This is a genomic window from Streptomyces sp. NPDC018000 (assembly GCF_044328025.1).
In the GTDB taxonomy this organism is placed as follows: Bacteria; Actinomycetota; Actinomycetes; order Streptomycetales; family Streptomycetaceae; genus Streptomyces.
In genome coordinates, this window is sequence record NZ_JBIRGM010000004.1 from 485,055 (window position 1) to 506,296 (window position 21,242).

Genomic DNA, 21,242 nt, shown 5'->3' on the forward strand with positions numbered 1-21,242 from the left:
GGCACGCTGAGGCAACGAAATTGCAGGTCGCCAACCGCCTCGGACTACAGGTCAGGGCGTTTCCAGCCCCCACGTGGTGGTCACCCGGAAACAGGTCGGACCATTCGAGGACCAGACAGGTAACCGCAGGTCAGAGACCCTTTGCAGTGGGCTCCAGGATCGCCACGCACTCCACATGGTGCGTCATCGGAAACAGGTCGAACGCGCGCAGCGTCCGCACCCGGTAGCCCCCCTCCCGGAAGTAAGCCAGGTCGCGCGCCAGCGCCGCCGGGTCGCAGGCCACATACGCGATGCGGCGGGCGCCCAGGCCCGTCAAGTGCTTGACCGTCTGCTTGCCCGCGCCTGCGCGCGGCGGGTCGAGGACGATCAGGTCGCACTCGGTGATGCCGGTGCGCGGCAGGATCTGGTCGACCTTGCCATGCTCGATGCGGACCCGCTCCAGGTCCTTCAGGTTGTGCCGGGCGTCCTCGACGGCGCGCTTGCCGGACTCGATGCCGAGGACGGCGCCCTTCTCGCCGATGCGCTGACCGATGGCGCCCGCGAACAGGCCTACGCCGCAGTACAGGTCGAGGGCGGTGTCGCCCTTGCGGGGCAGCAGGCCCTGCATGACGGCGCGGACGAGGGTGTTGGCGGCCTGCGGGTGGACCTGCCAGAAGCCGCCCGAGCCGACCCGGTAGGTGCGGTCGTCGGCGCGCTCGCGGACGAAGGCCCGGCCGTGCACGCGGTGGACGCCGCCGTCGCGCTCGTCGACGCGCATCACCGAGACGGGCTTGTCGAGCTCGACGAGGGGCAGCCGGCCGCCGGGCCTCGGCGTGAGAATGACCTGGCGGTCGTGGGAGCCGGTGGCGGCGATGGCTTCCACCGAGGCCATGCCGGGCCATTCCCGCTTCTCGACGCCGAGTTCGGTGACGCCGGGGGCCGCGATGAGGCAGCGCTCGATGGGCTCCACGTCGTGCGAGCGGTGCTTGCGCAGGCCGACCCGGCCGTCCTCGTCGATGGCGTACTGGACCCGGGTGCGCCAGGCCGGTACCTCGCCCGCCGGAAGCTTGTCGCCCTCGGCCGGCATGACGGTGCCGTCCCAGCCCGCCTCCTCGGGGGTGAGGCCCGCGAGACGCTGGAGCTGTTCGGCGATCACTTCGCCCTTGAGCCGGCGCTGGGCGCCGGGCTTGGCATGCTGCCAGTCGCAGCCGCCGCACTTGCCGGGACCGGCGTACGGGCAGGGCGCCTCGACGCGGTCCTTGGACGCCTCGATGATCCGTACCGCGTCGGCGCGCAGGAAGCGGGAGTCGCTCTCGCCCTCGGTGACCCGGGCAACGACCTTCTCGCCGGGAAGCGTGTGCCGTACGAAGAGGACCTGGCCCTCCGAGGTGCGGGCGATGCAGTGGCCGCCGTGTGCGACGGGCCCGACCTCGACCTCGTACTCCTCCCCGACCAGCGACGACGTGGGTTCGTTCTGCATGAGGGGGTGGCTCCAGAGATCAAGGGGAAAACGGCCGGACAACAACCTACGAGTCTACGTGGGTGTCGTCCGGCCGTTTACCACGAGCAGGCGGGCGCCGTCAGCCCTTGTTGGCGGGTTCCTTGGACCTGCGCTCCACCGGTCCGCGGCGCACCGAACCCGGTGCGTTCCACTCGGCGCGCTTCCTGGCGCGCTTCTTCGCCACCTCGGAGGACTCCAGCTGGTACGGCACCGAGGTCACCATCACGCCCGGGGTGAACAGCAGCCGCCCCTTGAGGCGCAGCGCACTCTGGTTGTGGAGAAGGTGCTCGTACCAGTGGCCGACCACGTACTCCGGGATGTACACGCTCACGACGTCGCGCGGGCTGTCCCGGCGCAGGCCCTTCACGTAATCGATGACCGGGCGGGTGACTTCGCGGTACGGGGAGTCGAGGATCTTCAGCGGGATGTCGATGCCGCGCCGCTCCCAGTCCTCCCTGAGCGCCTTGGTCTCGGCCGGGTCGACGCTGATGGAGAGTGCCTCCAGGCGGTGGGAGCGAATCAGCTTGGCGTAGGCGAGGGCGCGCAGCGTGGGCCGGTGGAGCTTGGAGACCAGGACGATCGAGTGGACCCTGGAGGGCCGCATCGTCTCGTCGGCCGGGGTCTCCTCGGGGGCGATCTCCTCGGCGACCCGGTCGTAGTGCCTGCGGATCGCGGTCATCGTCACGTAGAAGATCACCATGCCGAGCAGAGCGACCCAGGCGCCGTGGGTGAACTTGGTGGCGAGCACGACCACGAGCACCAGGCCGGTGAGGAAGGCGCCGAAGGTGTTGATCGCGCGGGAGCGCATCATGCGGCGGCGCTTGGCCGGGTCGTTCTCCGTCGCCAGGTGGCGGTTCCAGTGCCGGACCATGCCGATCTGGCTGAGAGTGAAGGAGACGAAGACGCCGACGATGTAGAGCTGGATCAGCCGGGTCGAGTCCGCACCGTAGACCCAGACCAGCAGGATCGCCGCGCCCGCCAGCAGCACGATGCCGTTGGAGAAGGCGAGCCGGTCGCCGCGGGTGTGGAGCTGGCGGGGCAGGTAGCGGTCCTGGGCGAGGATCGAGCCGAGCACCGGGAAGCCGTTGAACGCGGTGTTGGCGGCCAGGAAGAGGACGAGAGCGGTGGCTGCCGAGAGTACGACGAAGAGGAACGTGCCGTCGCCGAAGACAGCGGCCGCGACCTGTGCGATCACCGGGTCCTGGACGTACTCGGAGCCGACCGGAACACCGTTGTTGAGCAGGTCCTCTGCCGGGTTCTCCGCCATCTTCACACCGGTGGTCATGGCCAGGGCGATGATGCCGCAGAACATGGTGGTGGCCAGCAGGCCCATCATCGCGAGCGTCGTGGCGGCGTTCTTGCTCTTCGGCTTGCGGAAAGCGGGTACGCCGTTGCTGATCGCCTCGACCCCGGTGAGGGCGGCACAGCCGGAGGAGAAGGCCCTCAGCAGCAGGAAGACCAGCGCGACACCGCCGAGCCCCTCGTGCTCGGCCTTGATCTCGTAGCCCGCCGTCGGGGCGTGCATGGTTTCGCCGAGGACCAGCCCCTGGATTGCGCCCCAGGCGATCATGATGAAGACGCCGGCCACGAAGACATACGTGGGGATGGCGAAGAGCGTGCCGGACTCCTTGACGCCGCGCAGATTCATCAGCGTCAGCAGCACGATGGCCGCGATCGCGAACGCCGTCTTGTGCTCGACGACGAACGGGATCGCGGAGCCGAGGTTCTCCACCCCGGAGGAGATCGACACCGCGACGGTCAGCACGTAGTCGACCAGCAGTGCGCTGGCCACGGTCAGCCCGGCCTTGGGGCCGAGGTTGGTGGTGGCGACCTCGTAGTCACCACCACCGCTCGGGTAGGCGCGCACGTTCTGCCGGTACGAGGCGACGACCGTGAACATCAGGACCACGACCGCGAGCGCGATCCAGGGGCTGAAGTTGTAGGCCGACACGCCCGCGACGGACAGCACCAGGAGAACTTCTCCGGGCGCGTACGCCACCGAGGACAGCGGGTCGGATGCGAAGACGGGAAGTGCGATGCGCTTGGGAAGGAGCGTTTCTCCCAGCTTGTCGCTGCGCAGCGCCCGCCCGATCAGAATCCGTTTGGGCAAGTCGGTCAGTTTGGACACGCAGAGGATCGTAAGCGTTCCGTATGAAAGCCGCAGACCCACCACCCCCGTGGCCTCACAATCTCCTGCGCTCGGCCGAAAAAGCCACGAAATCCTTAACGCAATCCTTGCGCTCAGGCGTCCGCGAACAGGGCGCTGTAGCCGTTGAGCGCCGGCTGTCCGCCGAGATGGGCGTAAAGGACGGTGGAGTCGCGGGCGATCTCGCCGCGCGCCACGAGGTCGACCGTCCCGGCCATCGACTTCCCCTCGTACACGGGGTCGGTGATCATGCCCTCGGTACGGGCGGCGAGCCGCATCGCGTCGAGGGTGGCGTCATCGGGGATGCCGTACGTGCCCGCGTGGTAGCGCTCGTCCAGCTCGATGTCGTCCACGGTCAGCTCGCGGCGCACCCCGATGAGCCGTGCGGTGGCCGCCGCGATCCGGGCGATCTGCTCGCGGGTACGGGCGGGCTCGGCGGAGGCGTCGATGCCCAGCACGCGCCGTGGGCGGCCGCCCGCCTCTTCGAGCGCCGCGAAGCTTGCGGCCATGCCGACCTGGGTGGAGCCGGTCACCGAACAGACGACCACGGTGTCGAAGAACACGCCGAGTGCGCGTTCCTGTTCGGCGACCTCATACGCCCAGTTGGCGAAGCCGAGCCCGCCGAGAGGATGGTCGGACGCGCCGGCGGGGATGGCGTACGGCCGGCCGCCGCCCTCCTCGACCTCGCGCAGCGCCTGCTCCCAGCTCTCCTGGATGAGTACGCACTTGAGGCCGGCGCGGGCCGCGACCGCCGCGACGGGTGTGGTTGGACTGGACCGTTCCTAACCAGTGTGCATGAGTGAGTCCTGGACCCACTGCTGCGCTCTGGGCGCATCCCGAACGGTGTTGGATGCGCTGGGCTCCCGCTTTCGCGTCCCGCTCGGCGGCACGCCTCCAGGGGCGTGATCCGTTGCGGGTGGGCGGGTCCCCTCACGTCCTCGGGTGCCCGGTCCGGCCTGGGCGGTCCGATGCCCCGCACGATCACTCCGGTCGTGCGGGGGCGGTGCCGTCCGACGCCGGACCGGGTGTCCGAGGGCGCGTCGCCCGATCGCGATGCCGGCGGCATCGTGACGGGACATCTTTCGCTTGGGGGTGGCCAGCGGTTTCTGCCAGTGCTGGGCACCCCACAAGGAGGTGTAGGCGGGGTCGACGGCCACGATCGCAAGGCCCTGTTCGGCAGCCATGGAGACCAGCCGCGCCTTCAGCTTCCCGGTCGGAATGCCCGAGATCAGCTGCCGGAACCGTTTCCGGCGGCCGTGCTTCTCGCGGGTCTTCTCGGCGGTGAAGTCGAGATCCTCGATGCCGATCGCGGCAACACCGGTCTGCTTGGCCCAGTTGATCAGGCGGGTCAGGGCGTGGCGGATCTGTGCGTCGCGGTGGGTGGTGGTGCCGGAGAGGTCGTAGGGGAAGCGGTGCGGGTCGCCGATGGGGTTGCCGTGTGGGTCGAGGTGGTAGGCGGCGAAGTGGTCGGCGTTGGTGTCGACGCCGATCATGCCCCGGGCCCGGGCGGCCTCCAACGGGATGGTCTGCACAACGGGGCGTTGCCAGGAGGCGGTGAGGTACCAGCGGTGGCGGTCGGTGTCGAGGTGGATGCGGTAGGCGACGGCCCGGTTCGCGGTGATGCGGTCGGCCCACTCCACGCCCCGGTGCGCGAACGCCACGGTGGCGGTGAACGTGTAGCGGCCGTGTTGGGTGTTGGCCAGGTGGGCGAGCGGGGCGGGCAGCTTGATGGACACTTCACCGTCCGGGGTGACGCGGATGGTCTCGTTCCCGAACCGCTTGCCCGATTCGCCGTCGGCGGCGATGAACCAGCGCTCCGCCTCCCAGCGCTCCCGCCACCGCTCCTCGGTCAGCCGGGCTCGGGTGAGGTGGTGGCGGGTGTTGAGGAGACGTCTGCCGCCCCGCACCACACGCACCCGCCCGGCCTGCCGGTCGGCGACCACGGCCGCATGCCGCGCCTCCAGCGCGGCCAGGCGCCGGGACTTGTGGAACCACTCACCGCGGGAGCGGTAGCCGCCCGCGGCCCGCTTCGTCCCCGGCGTACCGATCGGGAGGGACAGCCGGTGGCGCAGCGTCCTGATCCCGACTTCCAGTGTCTGGATGTGCGCGGCCTGGCCACGGCGGGCAAGCGCCCACTGGTCGTGTGTGGCCTTGGTGATCGCACCCGCGATCCGTGACGACGACAGCGGCGTCAGGTCCCGCTTGCGTGACGCCCAGGTGTCCGCACCGTGCTCCAGACCATCCGCGCAGCGAGCTTTGAGATCACGCGAGGCCAGACGGCCCTGATGCTCACCGACCAGGCGAAGCACGTTCTCGTCCTGGGGCGTGAGGTGCTTCAGACGGTCCCGGACCGCCACCCCGCAAGGCCCCGGCACCACGAACGGCGCCGCCAACTCCCGCAAACCACCCACCACACCACCCCCTCCCCCAACACCGGACACCTGCCACTGCTCCCTGCCCAACGAGCAACAGCCGCCAAGGTCACCCATTCGGCCCCAGAACCCCCGTTCCCACCCCACACACCCACCGACAGGGCCCACTCCCGCTCACCACAACTCACTTCAGCGCAGCAAACCGGCAGCAGCTCACAACCCCTCTCCGATCGACACGAGTGTGTCGCAGCCCTTCGCCAGGGCATCGGCGACGAGGTATTCGAGCTTGCGGGTCTTGGCGGTCGTACTCAAGGGTCCGTCCCGCAGTGGCTGTGGTCGGCGCCCCTCCTCGTCCGCGTCACGGCGGGCGCGGCGAAAGCGCACTCGGATGAGGCCTCGCACTCTCGGCCGCATAAGCTCATCCTGGGCAACGGGACAGACCGTTGCCCCGTTGTTTGCCCGGCAAGCTGAGGAAGAAGTGTGAGCAGGGTGTTTTCGCAGGTGAGCCGGACGACCAGGACTGCGAGGTAGGCGCAAGGTGCACATCGTCATCATGGGCTGCGGGCGAGTAGGAGCCGCTCTCGCGCAGACCCTGGAGCAGCAGGGGCACACGGTCGCCGTCATCGATCGGGACCCCACCGCGTTCCGGCGTCTCGGGTCAGGATTCGGTGGGCGGCGTGTCACCGGTGTCGGCTTCGACCAGGACACCCTCCGTGAGGCGGGGATCGAGGAGGCCGGTGCGTTCGCCGCGGTGAGCAGCGGCGACAACTCGAACATCATCGCCGCCCGGGTGGCCCGCGAGATGTTCGGCATCGAGAATGTCGCGGCGCGGATCTACGACCCCCGGCGCGCCGAGGTCTACCAGCGTCTCGGTATCCCCACGGTCGCCACCGTGCGGTGGACCGCGGACCAGATGCTGCGGCGGCTGCTGCCCTCGGGTGCCGAGCCGCTGTGGCGGGATCCGAGCGGCGGTGTGCAGCTCGCGGAGGTGCACACCACCCCGTCCTGGATCGGCCACAAGATCAGCACGCTGCAGGAGGAGACGGGCGTCCGGGTGGCCTTCCTCACCCGGTTGGGCGAAGCCATACTGCCCACCTCGCAGACGGTGCTGCAGGAGGGCGACCTGGTCCACGTGATGATGCGTACGGACGAGGTCGAGAAGGTCGAGGCGGCCTTCGCCGAGGGTCCTGAGGAGGGCGGTCACTGATGCGTGTCGCAATTGCCGGGGCCGGCGCGGTGGGCCGTTCCATCGCGGGCGAGCTGCTGGAGAACGGGCACGAGGTGCTGCTCGTCGACAAGGCGCCGACGGCCATTTCGGTGGAGCGGGTGCCGATGGCCGAGTGGCTTCTGGCGGACGCCTGCGAGATCACCTCACTCGACGAGGCGGCACTTCAACGCTGCAACGTCGTGATCGCCGCGACCGGCGACGACAAGGTGAATCTGGTCGTCTCGCTGCTCGCCAAGACCGAGTACGGCGTGCCGAGGGTCGTCGCGCGGGTCAACAACCCGAAGAACGAGTGGCTGTTCAACGAGGCCTGGGGCGTCGATGTGGCGGTCTCCACGCCGCGTCTGATGTCGGCCCTGGTCGAGGAGGCGGTGAGCGTCGGCGACCTGGTCCGGCTGCTGCGCTTCAGCCACGGCGACGCCAACCTGGTCGAGCTGACGCTGCCCCCGGAGTCGGCGCTGGCCGGCACCCAGGTCGGCGAAGTGGCCTGGCCCGAGGACACCTCGCTGGTCACCATCATTCGTGGGCAGCGCGTTCTGACGCCGAGCACCGAGGAGACGCTGGAGGCCGGTGACGAGCTGCTCTTCGTGGCCGCGCAGGCCCGCGAGGAGCAGTTGGAGGACCTGCTGTCGGTGCGCCGGGGCGACTCGGAGGACTGACCGGTCCCAGGGCGTGTTTCGAAAGTGGCGTCGTCCGCCCGCAGGGCGGGGCCCCGGCCAGACGGGACTTTCGAAACACGCCCAAGTGCCGCGAAGGGCCCGTAACCGTGCGAAACGGTTGCGGGCCCTTCCGGCTGTGTCGAAGGCAGCGGTTCAGTACTCCTGGTGGCGCGTCGCGGCGGCGGCCGCTTCCGCCTTGCGGGCCTTCTCGGCCTGCTCCTGCGCCTCCATCTCGGCGAAGACATCGATGGGCGGCGGCGCCTTGGCGAGGAAGACCCAGGTCAGGTAGACCGCGAGCAGGAACGGCGGGATCTTCAGAGCGACCAGGACCCAGCTGAACTGGGTGGTGTCGGCCCACCAGTACAGCGGGAAGAGGATCGCGCATTTGGCGAGCAGGATCAGCCCCCAGGCGTAGCTGGCCTTGGCGTACGCCTTTTTGCGGCCGGGGTTCCTGGTGCGCCAGGAGAGGTTCTCCCTGAACACCGGGCCCAGCATCAGACCGATCAGCGGCAGCCCGGCGAGGGTGCTGATCAGGTAGGCGAGTGCCAGGCCGAGCGTGTAGAGCATGCCCGGCAGGTAGAAGTCCTTGGCATTGCCGGTCATCTTCGCGAAGACCACACCGAAGGCGACGCCGAAGACACCGCTGAAGGCGTGCTTGACGGTGTCCCTGCGGATCAGCCGTACGGCGACGAGGAGTAGGGACACCGCCAGGGCCGCCATGGCCGAGAGGTGCAGATCCTTGTTGACCGTGAAGATCGTGACGAAGAGCAGCCCGGGAAGGACTGTCTCCACCATCCCCCGGACACCGCCGAACGCCTCGAAGAGCACTGCCTCGGTGACCGCCTGCGCGTCGGCGTCCTGCTGGTCGGTGCGGGTGGTGCGGTCCTTGTCGGACGTCGGCTTGTCGAGAGACGTCACCGGCTACTCCTTGCCGAACGGTCGGAGTTCGTATTTGGGATTGAACAGCACCCGGCGTCCATGACTCATGGCGATCCGGCCCGAGGCGATGAGCCTGCGGCCCGGTTCTATGCCCGCGATGGACCGCCGGCCCAGCCAGACCACGTCCAGCGGCGCGGTGCCGTCGAAGAGCTCCGCCTCCAGGGCGGGCACTCCGGCGCGCGGCCGCAGGGTGACGGTTCGCAACGTACCAGTCACCTTGACGATCTGCCGGTCGGTGCATTCGGAGATCCGCGTGCACCCCGAAGCCTGCGAGTCCTCCTGCAGCTCCTCGGACTCCAGGTCCTCCTGGGAACTGGACAGCCGGTCGAGTATCCGCCGGAAGCGGCCGGACGGCTTCGCAGCCTTGCCGGCCTTCTCGGAACGAGGAACAGCACTCATACCCGAAGGGTACCGGTCTCCTGTGCTCCGAGCGGGCGTCCCGGTCTCACTCGAACGGGTCACTCGCAAGGGTGATGGGACAGGGCCGGTAACGGGCTACGGGACTGGCTGGGCAGCGCACGGATTACGCGGCAGGGCCGGGCACGGGCTACAGGACTGGACCCGAGGACAGAACCCGGCGACCCGTTCAGCCGCGCTCGAAGCGGTAGCCCATCCCCGGCTCGGTCACGAAGTGCCGGGGGTGCGAGGGGTCGGCCTCCAGCTTGCGCCTGAGCTGCGCCATGTAGACCCGCAGATAGTTGGTCTCGGTGCCGTACGAGGGCCCCCAGACCTCCTGGAGCAGCTGCTTCTGGCTGACCAGCCGGCCGCTGTTGCGGACCAGCACCTCCAGCAGGTGCCATTCGGTGGGGGTGAGCCGTACGTCGCGCCCCTCTCGGTGGACCTTCTTCGCCGCCAGGTCGACGGTGAACCCCTCGGTCTCGACGATCACGACGCCGTCGGAGCCGTGCTGGCCCACGGGTTCGGCGCGGCGGACCGAGGCACGCAGCCGGGCCAGCAGTTCGTCCATGCCGAACGGCTTGGTGACGTAGTCGTCCGCGCCTGCGTCCAGGGCCTCGACCTTCTCGTCGGAGGTTTGGCGGGCGGAGAGCACCAGGATCGGCACCCGGGTCCAGCCGCGCAGCCCCTTGATCACCTCGACGCCGTCCATGTCCGGCAGTCCGAGGTCGAGGACGACGACATCGGGGTGGCGGGCGGCGGCGAGCTGGAGGGCGGTCGCGCCGTCGGGCGCGGCGTCCACCTCGTACTTGCGCGCCTTCAAATTGATCACGAGGGCGCGTACGATCTGCGGCTCGTCGTCGACCACAAGCACCCGGGTCATGGGGGTCCTGCCTTTCTGCTGTACGGCGATCTCCTGGGACGTGGCGGAGATCATGAGGTGACCTGCGAGGTCATGAGCTGAGCTGCGAGATCATGAGACGACCCGCGCGGGCAGGTCGGGGCTGACAGGAACGTACCCCGATGCCGCCTTGAGGGTCAGCACCATGGTGAGGCCGCCGCCGGGGGTGTCCTCGGCGTCCAGCGTGCCGCCCATGGACTCCACGAAACCGCGGGCGACGGCGAGGCCCAGCCCGACGCCTGCGCCGCGCGGGGCGTCGCCGTAGCGCTGGAAGGGCTCGAAGATGCGCTCCTTGGCGTCGTCCGGGACGCCGGGTCCGCGGTCGGCCACCCGTAGCTCGACGCGTTCGCCGAGCGCGCTGGCGGCCACCGTGACGCGTTCTCCGTCGCGGCTGTACTTGACGGCGTTCTCGACGATGTTGGCGACGGCCCTCTCCAGCAGCCCGGGGTCGACGTCGACCATCGGCAGGGTCTCGGGGATGTCCAGGTCCACGCTGCCCTCGGGGACGCCTCCGAGCGCCATCGGGACCACCTCGTCGAGGTCGATCTCGCGGATCAGCGGGGTGACGGTCCCGGTCTGCAGCCTGGACATGTCCAGGAGGTTGCCCACGAGGTGATCGAGGCGGTCGGCGCCGTTCTCGATGCCCTCCAGGAGTTCGGCCTCGTCCTCGTCGGACCAGGCGACGTCGTCGGAGCGCAGGGAGCTGACGGCTGCCTTGATGGCGGCGAGCGGGGTACGCAGATCGTGGCTGACGGCGGCGAGGAGAGCCGTCCTGATCCGGTTTCCCTCGGCGAGCCGCCGGGCCTCCTCCGCCTCGTCGACCAGGCGCTGGCGGTCCAGCACGACCGCGGCCTGGGCGGCGAACGCGCCGAGCACCCGGCGGTCCTCGGCGGGCAGCACCCGGCCGGAGAGCGCGAGCGCCATGTGGTCGCCGACGGGCATGTCCACATCCGCGTCCTCCGGCCGTGCCACGGGGCCCGGTCCGACGCTCCCGGCGCACGTCCACGGATCGACGTCGCTCTGCCGCTCCAGCAGAGCGACGGACTCCATGCCGAAGGTCTCGCGTACCCGGTCCAGGAGTGCGTCCAGAGTCGTCTCGCCGCGCAGCACGCTGCCGGCCAGGAAGGAGAGGATCTCCGACTCGGCCCGCAGTCTGGCCGCCTGATGGGTGCGGCGGGCCGCCAGGTCGACGACCGAGGCGACCGAGACCGCCACCGCGAAGAAGATCACGATGGCGACGAAGTTCTCCGGGTCCTGCACGGTCAGGGTGCGGGTGGGCGGAGTGAAATAGTAGTTCAGCAGCAGCGAGCCGACGGCGGCCGATGCGAGGGCGGGCAGCAGCCCGCCGAGCAGGGCCGCGACGACGGTCAGGAAGAGGAAGAGCAGGACATCGTTGGCGAGCCCGGGGCCGCTGTCCAGGCGGATCAGGAGCAGCGTGAGAAGGGCCGGGCCGCCCACACCGACCAGCCAGCCCCAGATGATCCGGACCCGGCCCAGCCGGGCGCCGCGGGCGATGGGCAGCCCCCGGCCCTTGGCCACCTCTTCGTGGGTGACGATGTGGACGTCGAGGTCGGGGCCGGAGTCGCGGGCGACGGTGGCGCCCACGCCCGGTCCGTAGATGTACTGCCAGGCCTTGCGGCGGCTGGAGCCGAGGACGATCTGCGTGGCGTTCACCCCACGGGCGAATTCGAGGAGGGCCGACGGTATGTCGTCGCCGATGACATGGTGGAACGTGCCGCCGAGGTCCTCCACGAGGGTGCGCTGGACGGTGAGTTCCTTGGGCGAGCCGGAGGTCAGTCCGTCGCTGCGGGCGATGTAGACGGCGAGGATCTCGCTGCCGGAGCCCTTGGCCGCCATCCGGGACGCGCGGCGGATGAGCGTACGGCCCTCGGGGCCGCCGGTGAGTCCGACGACGATGCGTTCGCGGGCCTGCCAGGTGGTGCGGATGTTGTGCTCGCCGCGGTACTGCTGAAGGTATTCGTCGACCCGGTCGGCGACCCAGAGGAGGGCCAGCTCGCGCAGGGCGGTCAGGTTGCCGGGGCGGAAGTAGTTGGACAGGGACGCGTCGATCCGGTCCGGCTTGTAGATGTTGCCGTGGGCCATCCGGCGGCGCAGTGCCTGGGGCGACATGTCGACGAGTTCGAGCTGATCGGCCCTGCGGACGACCTCGTCGGGGACGGTCTCGCGCTGCCGTACGCCGGTTATGGCCTCGACGACGTCGCCGAGCGATTCCAGGTGCTGGATGTTGACGGTGGAGATCACGTCCACACCGGCCTGGAGAAGCTCTTCGACGTCCTGCCAGCGCTTGGCGTTGCGGGAGCCCGGCACATTGGTGTGTGCCAGTTCGTCCACCAGGGCGACGGCCGGGGCGCGTTCCAGGACCGCGTCGACGTCCATCTCGGTGAAGACGGCGGAGCGGTACTCGATCTCACGGCGCCGGATCTGCTCCAGGCCGTGCAGCATGACTTCGGTGCGCGGGCGGTCGTGGTGCTCCACCAGGGCGACGACGCAGTCGGTGCCCCGTTCCACACGGCGGTGGGCCTCGGAGAGCATCGCGTACGTCTTGCCGACACCGGGTGCCGCACCCAGGTAGATCCGAAGCTTGCCGCGTGCCATGGCCCCATTGTCTTCTCTGAACCGGATGCCGCCGATGCGGCAGCCAGATCGAAGCTACCCCGAGGTTTCTCGACAAATGGGACGGGGGGTGGAGCGAGAGACCGAATTGACAGGATTCTGACGCCTCGGACGGACCCTGCCCCTGCACCGCCCCCACTGCTCGTGCTCGACTACTCGTGCTCGACGACATGCCCGTCACTCAGCTCCAGTACCCGGTCCGCCAGCCCCAGCAGCTGCGCATCATGCGTCGCCACCAGCGCGGTGACCCCCTCGCTCCGTACCACCGCCCGCAGCAGCTCCATCACCGCGAGCCCGGTCTCCGCGTCGAGCTGCCCCGTCGGTTCGTCCGCGATCAGCAGCGCGGGCCGGTTGGCCAGCGCCCGGGCGATCGCGACGCGCTGCTGCTGACCGCCGGAGAGTTCACCGGGCCGCTGAGCGGCGTGGTCGGCCAGGCCGACCATGGACAGCAGCAGCGCGACCCGTTCCTCGCGCTCGCGCGGGTCCGCCTTGCGCAGCCGCATGGGTACGCCGACGTTCTCCGCGGCGGTCAGGATCGGGATCAGGCCGAAGGACTGGAAGATGAAGCCGATCCGGTCCCGGCGCAGCTCCAGGAGCCCGTTCTCGCCGAGTTCGGCGAGGTCCGTGCCGTCGATGGTGACCCGGCCGCCGTCGGGGCTGTCGAGTCCGCCGACGAGGTTGAGGAGTGTCGTCTTGCCGGAGCCCGAGCGTCCCTTGAGCGCGACGAGTTCACCGCGTGGCACCTCGAAGGACACCCCGCGCAGCGCGTGCGTGGCTGCGGAGCCTGTGCCGTACGAGCGGCGCAGGTCCTCGACCCGGACCATGGGCCGGCGGGCCGGGTCCTCAGCGACTGCGGCGCCGCCCTGGCCGCCGGTGCTCGTCCGGCCCGTGTTGTCGGTCATGCCTCTCCCCCGTACGTGTCTCTCCCCCGTGCGTGCTCATTCCCGTCGGCCGCCAGTATGTGCGTGCGACCCGGGACCGGGCAATGCCCGGAGGGCGGTGATCAAGGGGTCCGGGCGAACTCCTCGGCGGCGGCGCAGGATCTCGAACACGGTCACCCGGCACGGACTTGACGGCTCATCAGGCCGGAAAGCCGACCGTCCCGGCTCCTTCCTCATCGTAGGACAACCGTTTCCCGACAACTTCCTGACACCGACTGACCAACCTGGCCAAGGTCCACCGGGGCAAGTACCCCGTCCTCGAAAGGTGCGTATGACGTTACGAAGGAGTTTTCCCGGGCTGGCCGCCGGAGCCCTCGGGATATCCCTGACCCTGTCCGCGGTCCCCGCCGCCACCGCCGCCGGGGAAGCGCCGGCCCCCACCGTCTCCGAGCAGCAGGTGATGCCCCACCTGCGCGCCCTGCAACGCATCGCGGACCGCAACGGCGGCAACCGCGCGCATGGCACGAAGGGGTACGCGGACTCGGTGGCGTATGTGAAGAGCGCCCTGGACCGGGCCGGCTTCCGCACCAGATTGGTTCCCTTCAGCCACGACGGCGCCACCGGCCACAACCTGATCGCCGACTGGCCGGGCGGCGACCCGAACCATGTGCTGCTGACCGGCGCCCATCTCGACAGCGTCAAGGAGGGTCCGGGAATCAACGACAACGGTTCGGGCTCGGCCGCGGTCCTGGCCACCGCCCTCCAAGTGGCCAAGTCGCGGCTGAAGCCGGAGCGGCACCTCAGGTTCGCATGGTGGGGCGCCGAGGAGCAGGGGCTGATCGGCTCGGCGGACTACGTCAAGCAACTCTCCGCGGCCGAACGCCGCAGGATCGACGTCTATCTCAACTTCGATCAGACCGGCAGCCGGAACACCCGGCAATGGCTCGTGATCCACGACGACGAGCGCGGCGAGACCGAGGCCCAGCAGGCGTTCGAGGCATGGTTCGCCGAGCGGGACATCCCCACGTTCGACATCGGCGTCGGCGGTTCCGACCACGAATCGTTCGGAAACGCCGGCATCCCGTCGTCCGGCTTCAGCACCGGTATCTCGGACTGCATCCACCAAGCGTGCGACGACCTCGCCAACGTGGACCCGAAGACGGAGACGACCAGCACCGACGCCCTCATCGGTGTGCTGTGGAAGCTCGCCGCGACCGCGCCCGGGCTCTGATCCCCCACGCTCAGGAACGAGACATGCGCAGATCACTGAACCCGCGCCGCAGATCCGCCGTTGCCCTGGTGGCCGCTGTGGTGAGCGGCGTCGTACTGGCCACCGTCCCCGCCTCCGCCGCCATCGGCGGCCCGGGCATCGGTGACCCGTACTTCCCCGACGACGGCAACTCCGGCTACGACGTGTCCCACTACGACGTACGTATCGCCTACGACCCGGCGCGCACCGACCACCTGGACGGCGACACCACCGTCACCGCCCGCGCCCTGACGGACCTCGACCGTTTCAGCCTGGACCTCAAGGGCTTCACCGTGGCATCGGTCACCGTGAACGGCACGCCGGCGAAGGCGTTCTCCCGGTCCGGCGCCCACGAGCTGGTCATCACCCCGGCCCGCCCGGTCGTGAAGGGCACGAGGTTCGCGGTCCGGGTGACGTACGCGGGCAAGCCGGACGCCGAGGGCTGGCACACGCTGAAGAGCGGCGGCGCGTACGTGGCGGGCGAACCACACGCCGCGACCTCCTGGTATCCCGCCAACGACCACCCGTCCGACAAGGCCACCTTCGCCCTCGCCGCGACAGTGCCCGACGGCTGGACGGTCGTGGGCAACGGCCTGCCCGGCCCGGCCACCGTCAAGAACGGCAGGAAGACCTTCCTCTGGTTCGAGGACAAGCCGCTGGCGACGTACCTCAGCACGGTCGCCATCGACAGGTTCACCGTGCACCGGGGAAAGACGGCCGCCGGAACGCCGGTCATCACGGCATACAGCCCGGACGCCGTCATCGATCCGGACGCCGAGGCCGAGCAGACGGAGATTCTGGACTTCCTGACCGCGAAGTTCGGCCCGTACCCCTTCTCCTCGGCGGGCGCCATCGTCGTCGGCGCCAGGAAAGAACCCAACGGCGGCCCCCTCGCCCTGGAGACGCAGAGCCGCCCCACGTACAGCGGAATGCTCTTCGACGCCTCGGTGGTCCACGAGAACACCCATCAGTGGTTCGGCGACAGTGTGTCGTTCAAGGACTGGCGGGACGGCTGCATCGCGGAGTGCTTCGCCCAGTACGCCGGACAGTTGTGGGAGGAGCACAAGGGCGCCGATCTCGACGACGACTACTACCGGCCCGAGGTCGAGGAGAGCAAGGACGACCCGTCGTTCTGGTCCACCAAGCTCTACGACCCGGGCCGGGGAAAGGAGTTGGACAGCGCGCTGTACTCCAAGGGTTCCTTGATGCTGCACGCCCTGCGACGCACGGTGGGTGACGATGCGTTCTTCGGAACGCTCAAGACCTGGACCCGCGACCACGCGTACGGCAATGCCTCGTTCCGGCAGTTCGAGGCGCTGGCGGCGAAGGTCTCGGGCAGGGACCTCAAGGGCTTCTTCGAAGCGTGGGTCGACGGAACGGTGATCCCGGCGGAGAAGTACCTCTACCCCGGCAGCCTGGGCACGCCGGCCGGCTGAGTGCCGGGGGGGCAGGCTCCCTGTCCGTCAACGGCCTGAGGCCGGCCATTGCGGCCGGCCTCAGTGCTTCCTCAAGTCCTCGGATCCTGAAGTCTTCAAGTCCTCAGGACTCGTTCACAAGCTGCTTGAGGGCGATGTTGAGTTGGAGGACGTTGACCGTCGGCTCTCCCACGAAGCCGAGGATCCGGCCCTCGGTGTGCTCGTCGACGAGCTTCTCGACCTGGGCGACGGCGAGGTGGTTGCGCTCGGCCACGCGGCGTACCTGGAGTTGTGCGTACTCGGGGGAGATGGCGGGGTCGAGGCCGGAGCCCGAGGAGGTGACTGCGTCGGCAGGCACGTCCTCGGGGTTCACGGGGTGGCCGGGGACGGAGTTGTCCTTGATGACGGCGGCCTTGGCAGCGGTGACCCAGTCGATGAGTTCCTTGTTGTCGCCGGAGCGGTTGGTCGCGCCGGAGAGGATCAGCTCGTACTGGGTGTTGACGCTGTTGGTGCCCAGGCCGTTGGACGGGCGGGGCTGGAACCACTTGAGGTCCGGAGCCGCGGTTTCCTGTCCCTCCTCCAGCGGCAGGTCGTAGCGCTGGCCGATGAGTTCGGAGCCGACGACCTCGCCGTCCACGGTGATCTCGGAGCCGTTGGCCTTGTCGGGGAAGACGCCCTGGGCGACACCGGTGACGGCGAGCGGGTAGAGCACGCCGCACACGACGGTGAGGACGAGCAGGGCGCGCAGTCCGGCCCAGAGCAGCCGGGCGGTGTTTCCTACGGAGTTGTTCATGGCAGGTCAGCCGATTCCGGGGATGAGGGAGATGATCAGGTCGATGATCTTGATGCCGATGAACGGGGCGACCAGACCGCCCAGTCCGTAGAGCCCGAGGTTGCGCCGGAGCATCGAGTCGGCGCTGCTGGGCCGGTAGCGCACACCCTTCAGGGCGAGGGGCACCAGCGCGATGATGATCAGCGCGTTGAACACGACCGCCGACAGGATCGCGGACTCGGGCGAGGACAGCTGCATGATGTTCAGCTTGTCCAGGCCCGGGTAGACCACCGCGAACATCGCCGGGATGATCGCGAAATACTTCGCGACGTCGTTGGCTATCGAGAACGTCGTCAGTGCACCACGCGTGATGAGGAGCTGTTTACCGATCTCGACGATCTCGATCAGCTTGGTCGGGTTGGAGTCCAGGTCCACCATGTTCCCGGCCTCCTTCGCGGCCGAGGTACCGGTGTTCATCGCCACACCGACATCCGCCTGAGCCAGCGCCGGTGCGTCGTTCGTGCCGTCACCCGTCATCGCGACGAGCTTGCCGCCGGCCTGCTCCCGCTTGATGAGGGCCATCTTGTCCTCGGGCGTGGCCTCGGCCAGGAAGTCGTCCACGCCGGCTTCCTCGGCGATGGCCTTCGCGGTCAGCGGGTTGTCGCCGGTGATCATGACGGTCCGGATACCCATCCGGCGCAGCTCGTCGAACCGCTCCCTCATGCCTTCCTTGACGACGTCCTTGAGGTGGATGACACCCAGGACACGGGCGCCGTGCTCGTCCTCCAGGGCGACCAGCAGCGGTGTGCCGCCGGCCTGGGAGATCCGGTCGGTGAGTGCCTGCGCGTCCCGCGAGACGCTGCCGCCGCGTTCCTTGACCCAGGCCACGACCGAACCGGTCGCACCCTTGCGGACCTTGCGTCCGTCGACGTCCACACCCGACATGCGGGTCTGGGCGGTGAACGCGACCCACTCGGCGTGCCGCAGCTCACCCTGGTGGCGTTCGCGCAGGCCGTACTTCTCCTTGGCGAGCACGACGACCGAACGGCCCTCAGGGGTCTCGTCGGCCAGCGAGGACAGCTGAGCGGCGTCCGCCAGCTCGGCCTCGGTCGTGCCCTTGACCGGCACGAACTCGGCGGCCTGCCGGTTGCCCAGCGTGATCGTGCCCGTCTTGTCGAGCAGCAGGGTCGAGACATCCCCCGCGGCCTCGACGGCCCGGCCCGACATGGCAAGGACGTTGCGCTGCACCAGTCGGTCCATACCGGCGATACCGATCGCGGAGAGCAGTGCGCCGATGGTCGTCGGGATCAGACAGACCAGCAGGGCGGTCAGCACGATCACCGACTGCTTCTGACCTGCGTAGACCGCGAAGGGCTGCAGGGTGACGACGGCGAGGAGGAAGACGATGGTGAGGGACGCGAGAAGGATGTTCAGCGCGATCTCGTTGGGTGTCTTCTGCCGGGCGGCGCCCTCGACCAGGGCGATCATCCGGTCGATGAACGTCTCCCCCGGCTTCGTGGTGATCTTGATGACGACCCGGTCGGAGAGCACCTTCGTCCCCCCGGTGACAGCACTGCGGTCACCGCCCGACTCCCGGATGACCGGCGCCGACTCGCCCGTGATCGCGGACTCGTCCACACTCGCGACACCCTCGACGACATCCCCGTCACCGGGAATGACGTCACCGGCCTCGCAGACCACCAGATCACCGACGCGCAGCTCGGTTCCCGGCACCCGCTCCTCGTTCTTGCCGATCAGCCGCCGGGCGACGCTGTCGGTCTTGGCCTTGCGCAGCGTGTCGGCCTGCGCCTTGCCACGCCCCTCGGCGACCGCCTCCGCCAGGTTCGCGAAGATCGTGGTCAGCCAGAGCCAGACCGCGATCGCCCAGCCGAACCAGTCGCCCGGGTTCAGACACGCCAGCACGGTCGTGAACACCGAACCGATCAGCACCACGAACATCACAGGCGACTTGACCATCACCCGGGGATCGAGCTTGCGAACGGCGTCCGGGAAGGACTTGAGCAGTTGCTTGGGGTCGAACAGGCCCCCGCCGACACGTCCTTCGCTCTGGTGACCCGTGGGCGCGTCCTGGTGCGGTGCCCGGGTGGGGGTGACAGTGGACATCGAGTCCTCTTGCTTCGTACGAGTGGTCATGACGCCAGCCCTTCGGCCAGCGGCCCCAGCGCCAGGGCCGGGAAGTAGGTGAGTCCGGTGATGATCAGGATCACGCCGACCAGCAGCCCGCTGAACAGCGGCTTGTATGTGCGCAGCGTGCCGGCGCTGTCCGGTACGGGGGTCTGCTCGGCGAGCGAGCCGGCCAGCGCCAGGACGAACACCATCGGCAGGAACCGGCCGAGCAGCATCGCGATACCGATCGTCGTGTTGAACCACTGCGTGTCCGCGTTCAGCCCGGCGAACGCCGAACCGTTGTTGTTCGCACCCGAGGTGTACGCGTACAGAATCTCGGAGAATCCGTGCGCGCCGGTGTTGGTCATCGAGTCGGGCGGGGTGGGCAGGGCCATCGCCATGGCGGTGAAGCACAGCACCAGCGTCGGGGTGATCAGGATGTAGCAGGCCGCGAGCTTGATCTCACGGGTGCCGATCTTCTTCCCCAGATACTCGGGGGTACGGCCGACCATGAGGCCCGCGATGAACACCGCGATGATCGCCATGATCAGCATGCCGTAGAGGCCGGAGCCGACACCACCGGGCGCGATCTCGCCGAGCTGCATGCCCAGCATCGTGAGCCCGCCGCCGAATCCCGTGTACGAGGAGTGGAAGGAGTTCACCGCGCCGGTGGAGGTCAGTGTCGTGGTCACGGCGAAGATCGACGAACCGGCGATCCCGAACCGGGTCTCCTTGCCCTCCATCGCCCCGCCCGCGATGTCGAACGCCGGCCCGTGGTGGGCGAACTCCGTCCACATCATCAGCGCGGTGAAGCTCAGCCAGATGACACCCATCGTCGCCAGGATCGCGTAACCCTGCTTGAGCGAACCGACCATCCGGCCGAACGTGCGGGTCAGCGAGAACGGAATCACCAGGATCAGGAAGATCTCGAACAGGTTCGACAGTCCGTTGGGGTTCTCGAACGGGTGGGCCGCATTGGCGTTGAAGTAGCCGCCGCCGTTCGTGCCCAGCTCCTTGATGACCTCCTGCGAGGCCACCGCGCCACCGTTCCACTGCTGTGTGCCGCCCATGAACTGCCCGACCTCATGGATGCCGGAGAAGTTCTGGATGGCGCCGCAGGCAACCAGCACCAGCGCGCCGATCACGGAGATCGGCAGCAGGATCCGTACGGTGCCGCGCACCAGGTCGGACCAGAAGTTGCCCAGCTCACCCGTGCGGGAGCGGGCGAAGCCGCGTACCAGCGCCATGGCGACCGCGATACCGACCGATGCCGAGACGAAGTTCTGCACCGCGAGGCCACCGGTCTGGACGACATGGCCCATGGCCTGCTCGCCGTAGTACGACTGCCAGTTGGTGTTCGCGACGAACGACGCCGCCGTGTTGAACGCCTGGTCGGGATCGATCGAGGCAAAGCCGAGCGAGCCGGGCAGACTGCCCTGGAGCCGCTGCAGCATGTAGAGGAAGAGAACGCTCACCGCGGAGAAGGCGAGCACTCCACGCAGATACGCGGGCCAGCGCATCTCCGTGTTCGGATTGGCGCCGATGGCCTTGTACATCCACTTCTCGACCCTGAGGTGCTTCTTCGAGGAGTAGACGCCTGCCATGTAGTCGCCGAGTGGACGGTACACCAGCCCCAGCGCCACAACGAGCGCGAGGACCTGAAGCACACCAGCGAGGACGGGGCTCATATCGGGCTCAGAACCTCTCCGGGTACAGAAGGGCGAGGACGAGATAGCCCAACAGGGCAACGGCCACGATCAGACCGACAATGTTCTCGGCAGTCACAGCTTCGCCACCCCCTTGGCGATGAGAGCCACCAGCGCGAACACCGCGATCGTGGTGACGACGAAGGCCACATCGGCCATCGTGTGCTCCTAGATGAGGTACGGAATCTCTGACCTCATGAGCAAACCTCGCGTCGCAGCCGTCCCGGCCTGCGTTGATGGCTTCCATACGGGCGAGGTCGCGCCCTTGACGGCGCACATACGTGCCCCATACGCGCCCCATACGCGCTCCTGTCGTGCGCCCGGCGCCCGCCCTGGGTAC

Annotated in this window: 16 protein-coding genes and 1 pseudogene; 4 read left to right on the forward strand and 13 right to left on the reverse strand. The window is 68.8% G+C overall.

Going from position 1 to position 21,242, the window contains the following annotated elements; genetic code table 11:
- Window positions 1–130: 130 nt before the first annotated feature.
- From ACH4EW_RS13770 to ACH4EW_RS13785, 4 genes and pseudogenes are all read right to left on the reverse strand, one after another.
- Entirely contained in the window at window positions 131–1,459 is a 1,329-nt protein-coding gene (locus tag ACH4EW_RS13770) for a class I SAM-dependent RNA methyltransferase (protein ID WP_398255696.1), read from the reverse strand.
- 100 nt (window positions 1,460–1,559) lie between these two features.
- Entirely contained in the window at window positions 1,560–3,608 is a 2,049-nt protein-coding gene (locus ACH4EW_RS13775) for an APC family permease (RefSeq protein WP_398255699.1), read from the reverse strand.
- 113 nt (window positions 3,609–3,721) lie between these two features.
- A pseudogene (locus ACH4EW_RS13780) lies at window positions 3,722–4,393 on the reverse strand (pyridoxal-phosphate dependent enzyme); the annotation flags it as partial.
- A gap of 15 nt (window positions 4,394–4,408) precedes the next feature.
- Entirely contained in the window at window positions 4,409–6,037 is a 1,629-nt protein-coding gene (locus ACH4EW_RS13785; RefSeq protein WP_398256065.1) for an IS200/IS605 family accessory protein TnpB-related protein, read from the reverse strand.
- A 499-nt stretch (window positions 6,038–6,536) separates the two neighbouring features.
- Between ACH4EW_RS13785 and ACH4EW_RS13790 the strand changes: the two genes are divergently transcribed.
- Entirely contained in the window at window positions 6,537–7,205 is a 669-nt protein-coding gene (locus ACH4EW_RS13790; RefSeq protein WP_398255701.1) for a potassium channel family protein, read from the forward strand.
- Window positions 7,205–7,882 (forward strand): potassium channel family protein, encoded by a 678-nt coding sequence (locus ACH4EW_RS13795; protein ID WP_398255704.1) that lies wholly within the window; start codon window positions 7,205–7,207, stop codon window positions 7,880–7,882. The genes ACH4EW_RS13790 and ACH4EW_RS13795 overlap by 1 nt, the downstream gene beginning before the upstream one ends.
- 153 nt (window positions 7,883–8,035) lie before the next feature.
- Here ACH4EW_RS13795 and ACH4EW_RS13800 read toward each other — a convergent pair whose 3' ends face one another.
- The 5 genes from ACH4EW_RS13800 to ACH4EW_RS13820 all read right to left on the reverse strand — a co-directional run bounded on the left by ACH4EW_RS13800 (window position 8,036) and on the right by ACH4EW_RS13820 (window position 13,654).
- Window positions 8,036–8,800, reverse strand: a complete 765-nt coding sequence (locus ACH4EW_RS13800; protein ID WP_398255706.1) for a DUF3159 domain-containing protein — start codon at window positions 8,798–8,800, stop codon at window positions 8,036–8,038.
- Window positions 8,801–8,803: 3 nt separating this feature from the next.
- Window positions 8,804–9,220, reverse strand: coding sequence for an OB-fold nucleic acid binding domain-containing protein (locus tag ACH4EW_RS13805; RefSeq protein WP_398255709.1), 417 nt, complete (start codon window positions 9,218–9,220; stop codon window positions 8,804–8,806).
- A gap of 187 nt (window positions 9,221–9,407) precedes the next feature.
- Complete coding sequence (locus tag ACH4EW_RS13810; protein WP_398256067.1) at window positions 9,408–10,100, reverse strand: response regulator; 693 nt, start codon at window positions 10,098–10,100, stop codon at window positions 9,408–9,410.
- A 90-nt stretch (window positions 10,101–10,190) separates the two neighbouring features.
- Entirely contained in the window at window positions 10,191–12,734 is a 2,544-nt protein-coding gene (locus tag ACH4EW_RS13815) for an ATP-binding protein (RefSeq protein ID WP_398255712.1), read from the reverse strand.
- Window positions 12,735–12,904: 170 nt separating this feature from the next.
- Window positions 12,905–13,654, reverse strand: a complete 750-nt coding sequence (locus ACH4EW_RS13820; RefSeq protein WP_398255715.1) for an ABC transporter ATP-binding protein — start codon at window positions 13,652–13,654, stop codon at window positions 12,905–12,907.
- 310 nt (window positions 13,655–13,964) lie between these two features.
- Between ACH4EW_RS13820 and ACH4EW_RS13825 the strand changes: the two genes are divergently transcribed.
- Together ACH4EW_RS13825 and ACH4EW_RS13830 are read left to right on the forward strand one after the other, a co-directional pair.
- The gene (locus ACH4EW_RS13825; protein WP_398255718.1) at window positions 13,965–14,864 is read left to right on the forward strand and encodes a M20/M25/M40 family metallo-hydrolase; all 900 of its coding nucleotides are present in this window, start codon (window positions 13,965–13,967) and stop codon (window positions 14,862–14,864) included.
- Between the two features lie 23 nt (window positions 14,865–14,887).
- Window positions 14,888–16,318 carry a M1 family metallopeptidase gene (locus ACH4EW_RS13830; RefSeq protein ID WP_398255720.1) on the forward strand — a complete coding sequence of 477 codons (1,431 nt, stop codon included), beginning with the start codon at window positions 14,888–14,890 and terminating at the stop codon, window positions 16,316–16,318.
- 103 nt (window positions 16,319–16,421) lie between these two features.
- On the opposite strand, the gene ACH4EW_RS13835 is transcribed toward ACH4EW_RS13830, so the two are convergent.
- Genes ACH4EW_RS13835 through kdpF form a run of 4 tightly spaced genes read right to left on the reverse strand, consistent with a single transcriptional unit; the run spans window position 16,422 to window position 20,981 of the window.
- Complete coding sequence (locus tag ACH4EW_RS13835) at window positions 16,422–17,090, reverse strand: potassium-transporting ATPase subunit C (RefSeq protein WP_398255723.1); 669 nt, start codon at window positions 17,088–17,090, stop codon at window positions 16,422–16,424.
- A gap of 6 nt (window positions 17,091–17,096) precedes the next feature.
- Window positions 17,097–19,223: a potassium-transporting ATPase subunit KdpB gene (kdpB, locus tag ACH4EW_RS13840; RefSeq protein WP_398255725.1), complete on the reverse strand. Its 2,127-nt coding sequence runs from the start codon at window positions 19,221–19,223 to the stop codon at window positions 17,097–17,099.
- Entirely contained in the window at window positions 19,220–20,884 is a 1,665-nt protein-coding gene (kdpA, locus tag ACH4EW_RS13845) for a potassium-transporting ATPase subunit KdpA (RefSeq protein WP_398255728.1), read from the reverse strand. The genes kdpB and kdpA overlap by 4 nt, the downstream gene beginning before the upstream one ends.
- Window positions 20,885–20,891: 7 nt before the next feature.
- Window positions 20,892–20,981: a K(+)-transporting ATPase subunit F gene (gene kdpF / locus ACH4EW_RS13850; RefSeq protein WP_037701211.1), complete on the reverse strand. Its 90-nt coding sequence runs from the start codon at window positions 20,979–20,981 to the stop codon at window positions 20,892–20,894.
- Window positions 20,982–21,242: the final 261 nt, after the last annotated feature.

What these genes read in the sequence shown, in the direction of transcription:
- ACH4EW_RS13770 (WP_398255696.1), bottom strand. Translation starts at nt 1,459, where the DNA reads ATGCAGAACGAACCCACGTCGTCGCTGGTCGGGGAGGAGTACGAGGTC.
- ACH4EW_RS13795 (WP_398255704.1), top strand. Translation starts at nt 7,205, where the DNA reads ATGCGTGTCGCAATTGCCGGGGCCGGCGCGGTGGGCCGTTCCATCGCG.
- ACH4EW_RS13805 (WP_398255709.1), bottom strand. Translation starts at nt 9,220, where the DNA reads ATGAGTGCTGTTCCTCGTTCCGAGAAGGCCGGCAAGGCTGCGAAGCCG.
- ACH4EW_RS13810 (WP_398256067.1), bottom strand. Translation starts at nt 10,100, where the DNA reads ATGACCCGGGTGCTTGTGGTCGACGACGAGCCGCAGATCGTACGCGCC.
- ACH4EW_RS13815 (WP_398255712.1), bottom strand. Translation starts at nt 12,734, where the DNA reads ATGGCACGCGGCAAGCTTCGGATCTACCTGGGTGCGGCACCCGGTGTC.
- ACH4EW_RS13820 (WP_398255715.1), bottom strand. Translation starts at nt 13,654, where the DNA reads ATGACCGACAACACGGGCCGGACGAGCACCGGCGGCCAGGGCGGCGCC.
- ACH4EW_RS13825 (WP_398255718.1), top strand. Translation starts at nt 13,965, where the DNA reads ATGACGTTACGAAGGAGTTTTCCCGGGCTGGCCGCCGGAGCCCTCGGG.
- ACH4EW_RS13830 (WP_398255720.1), top strand. Translation starts at nt 14,888, where the DNA reads ATGCGCAGATCACTGAACCCGCGCCGCAGATCCGCCGTTGCCCTGGTG.
- ACH4EW_RS13835 (WP_398255723.1), bottom strand. Translation starts at nt 17,090, where the DNA reads ATGAACAACTCCGTAGGAAACACCGCCCGGCTGCTCTGGGCCGGACTG.
- kdpB (WP_398255725.1), bottom strand. Translation starts at nt 19,223, where the DNA reads ATGACCACTCGTACGAAGCAAGAGGACTCGATGTCCACTGTCACCCCC.
- kdpA (WP_398255728.1), bottom strand. Translation starts at nt 20,884, where the DNA reads ATGAGCCCCGTCCTCGCTGGTGTGCTTCAGGTCCTCGCGCTCGTTGTG.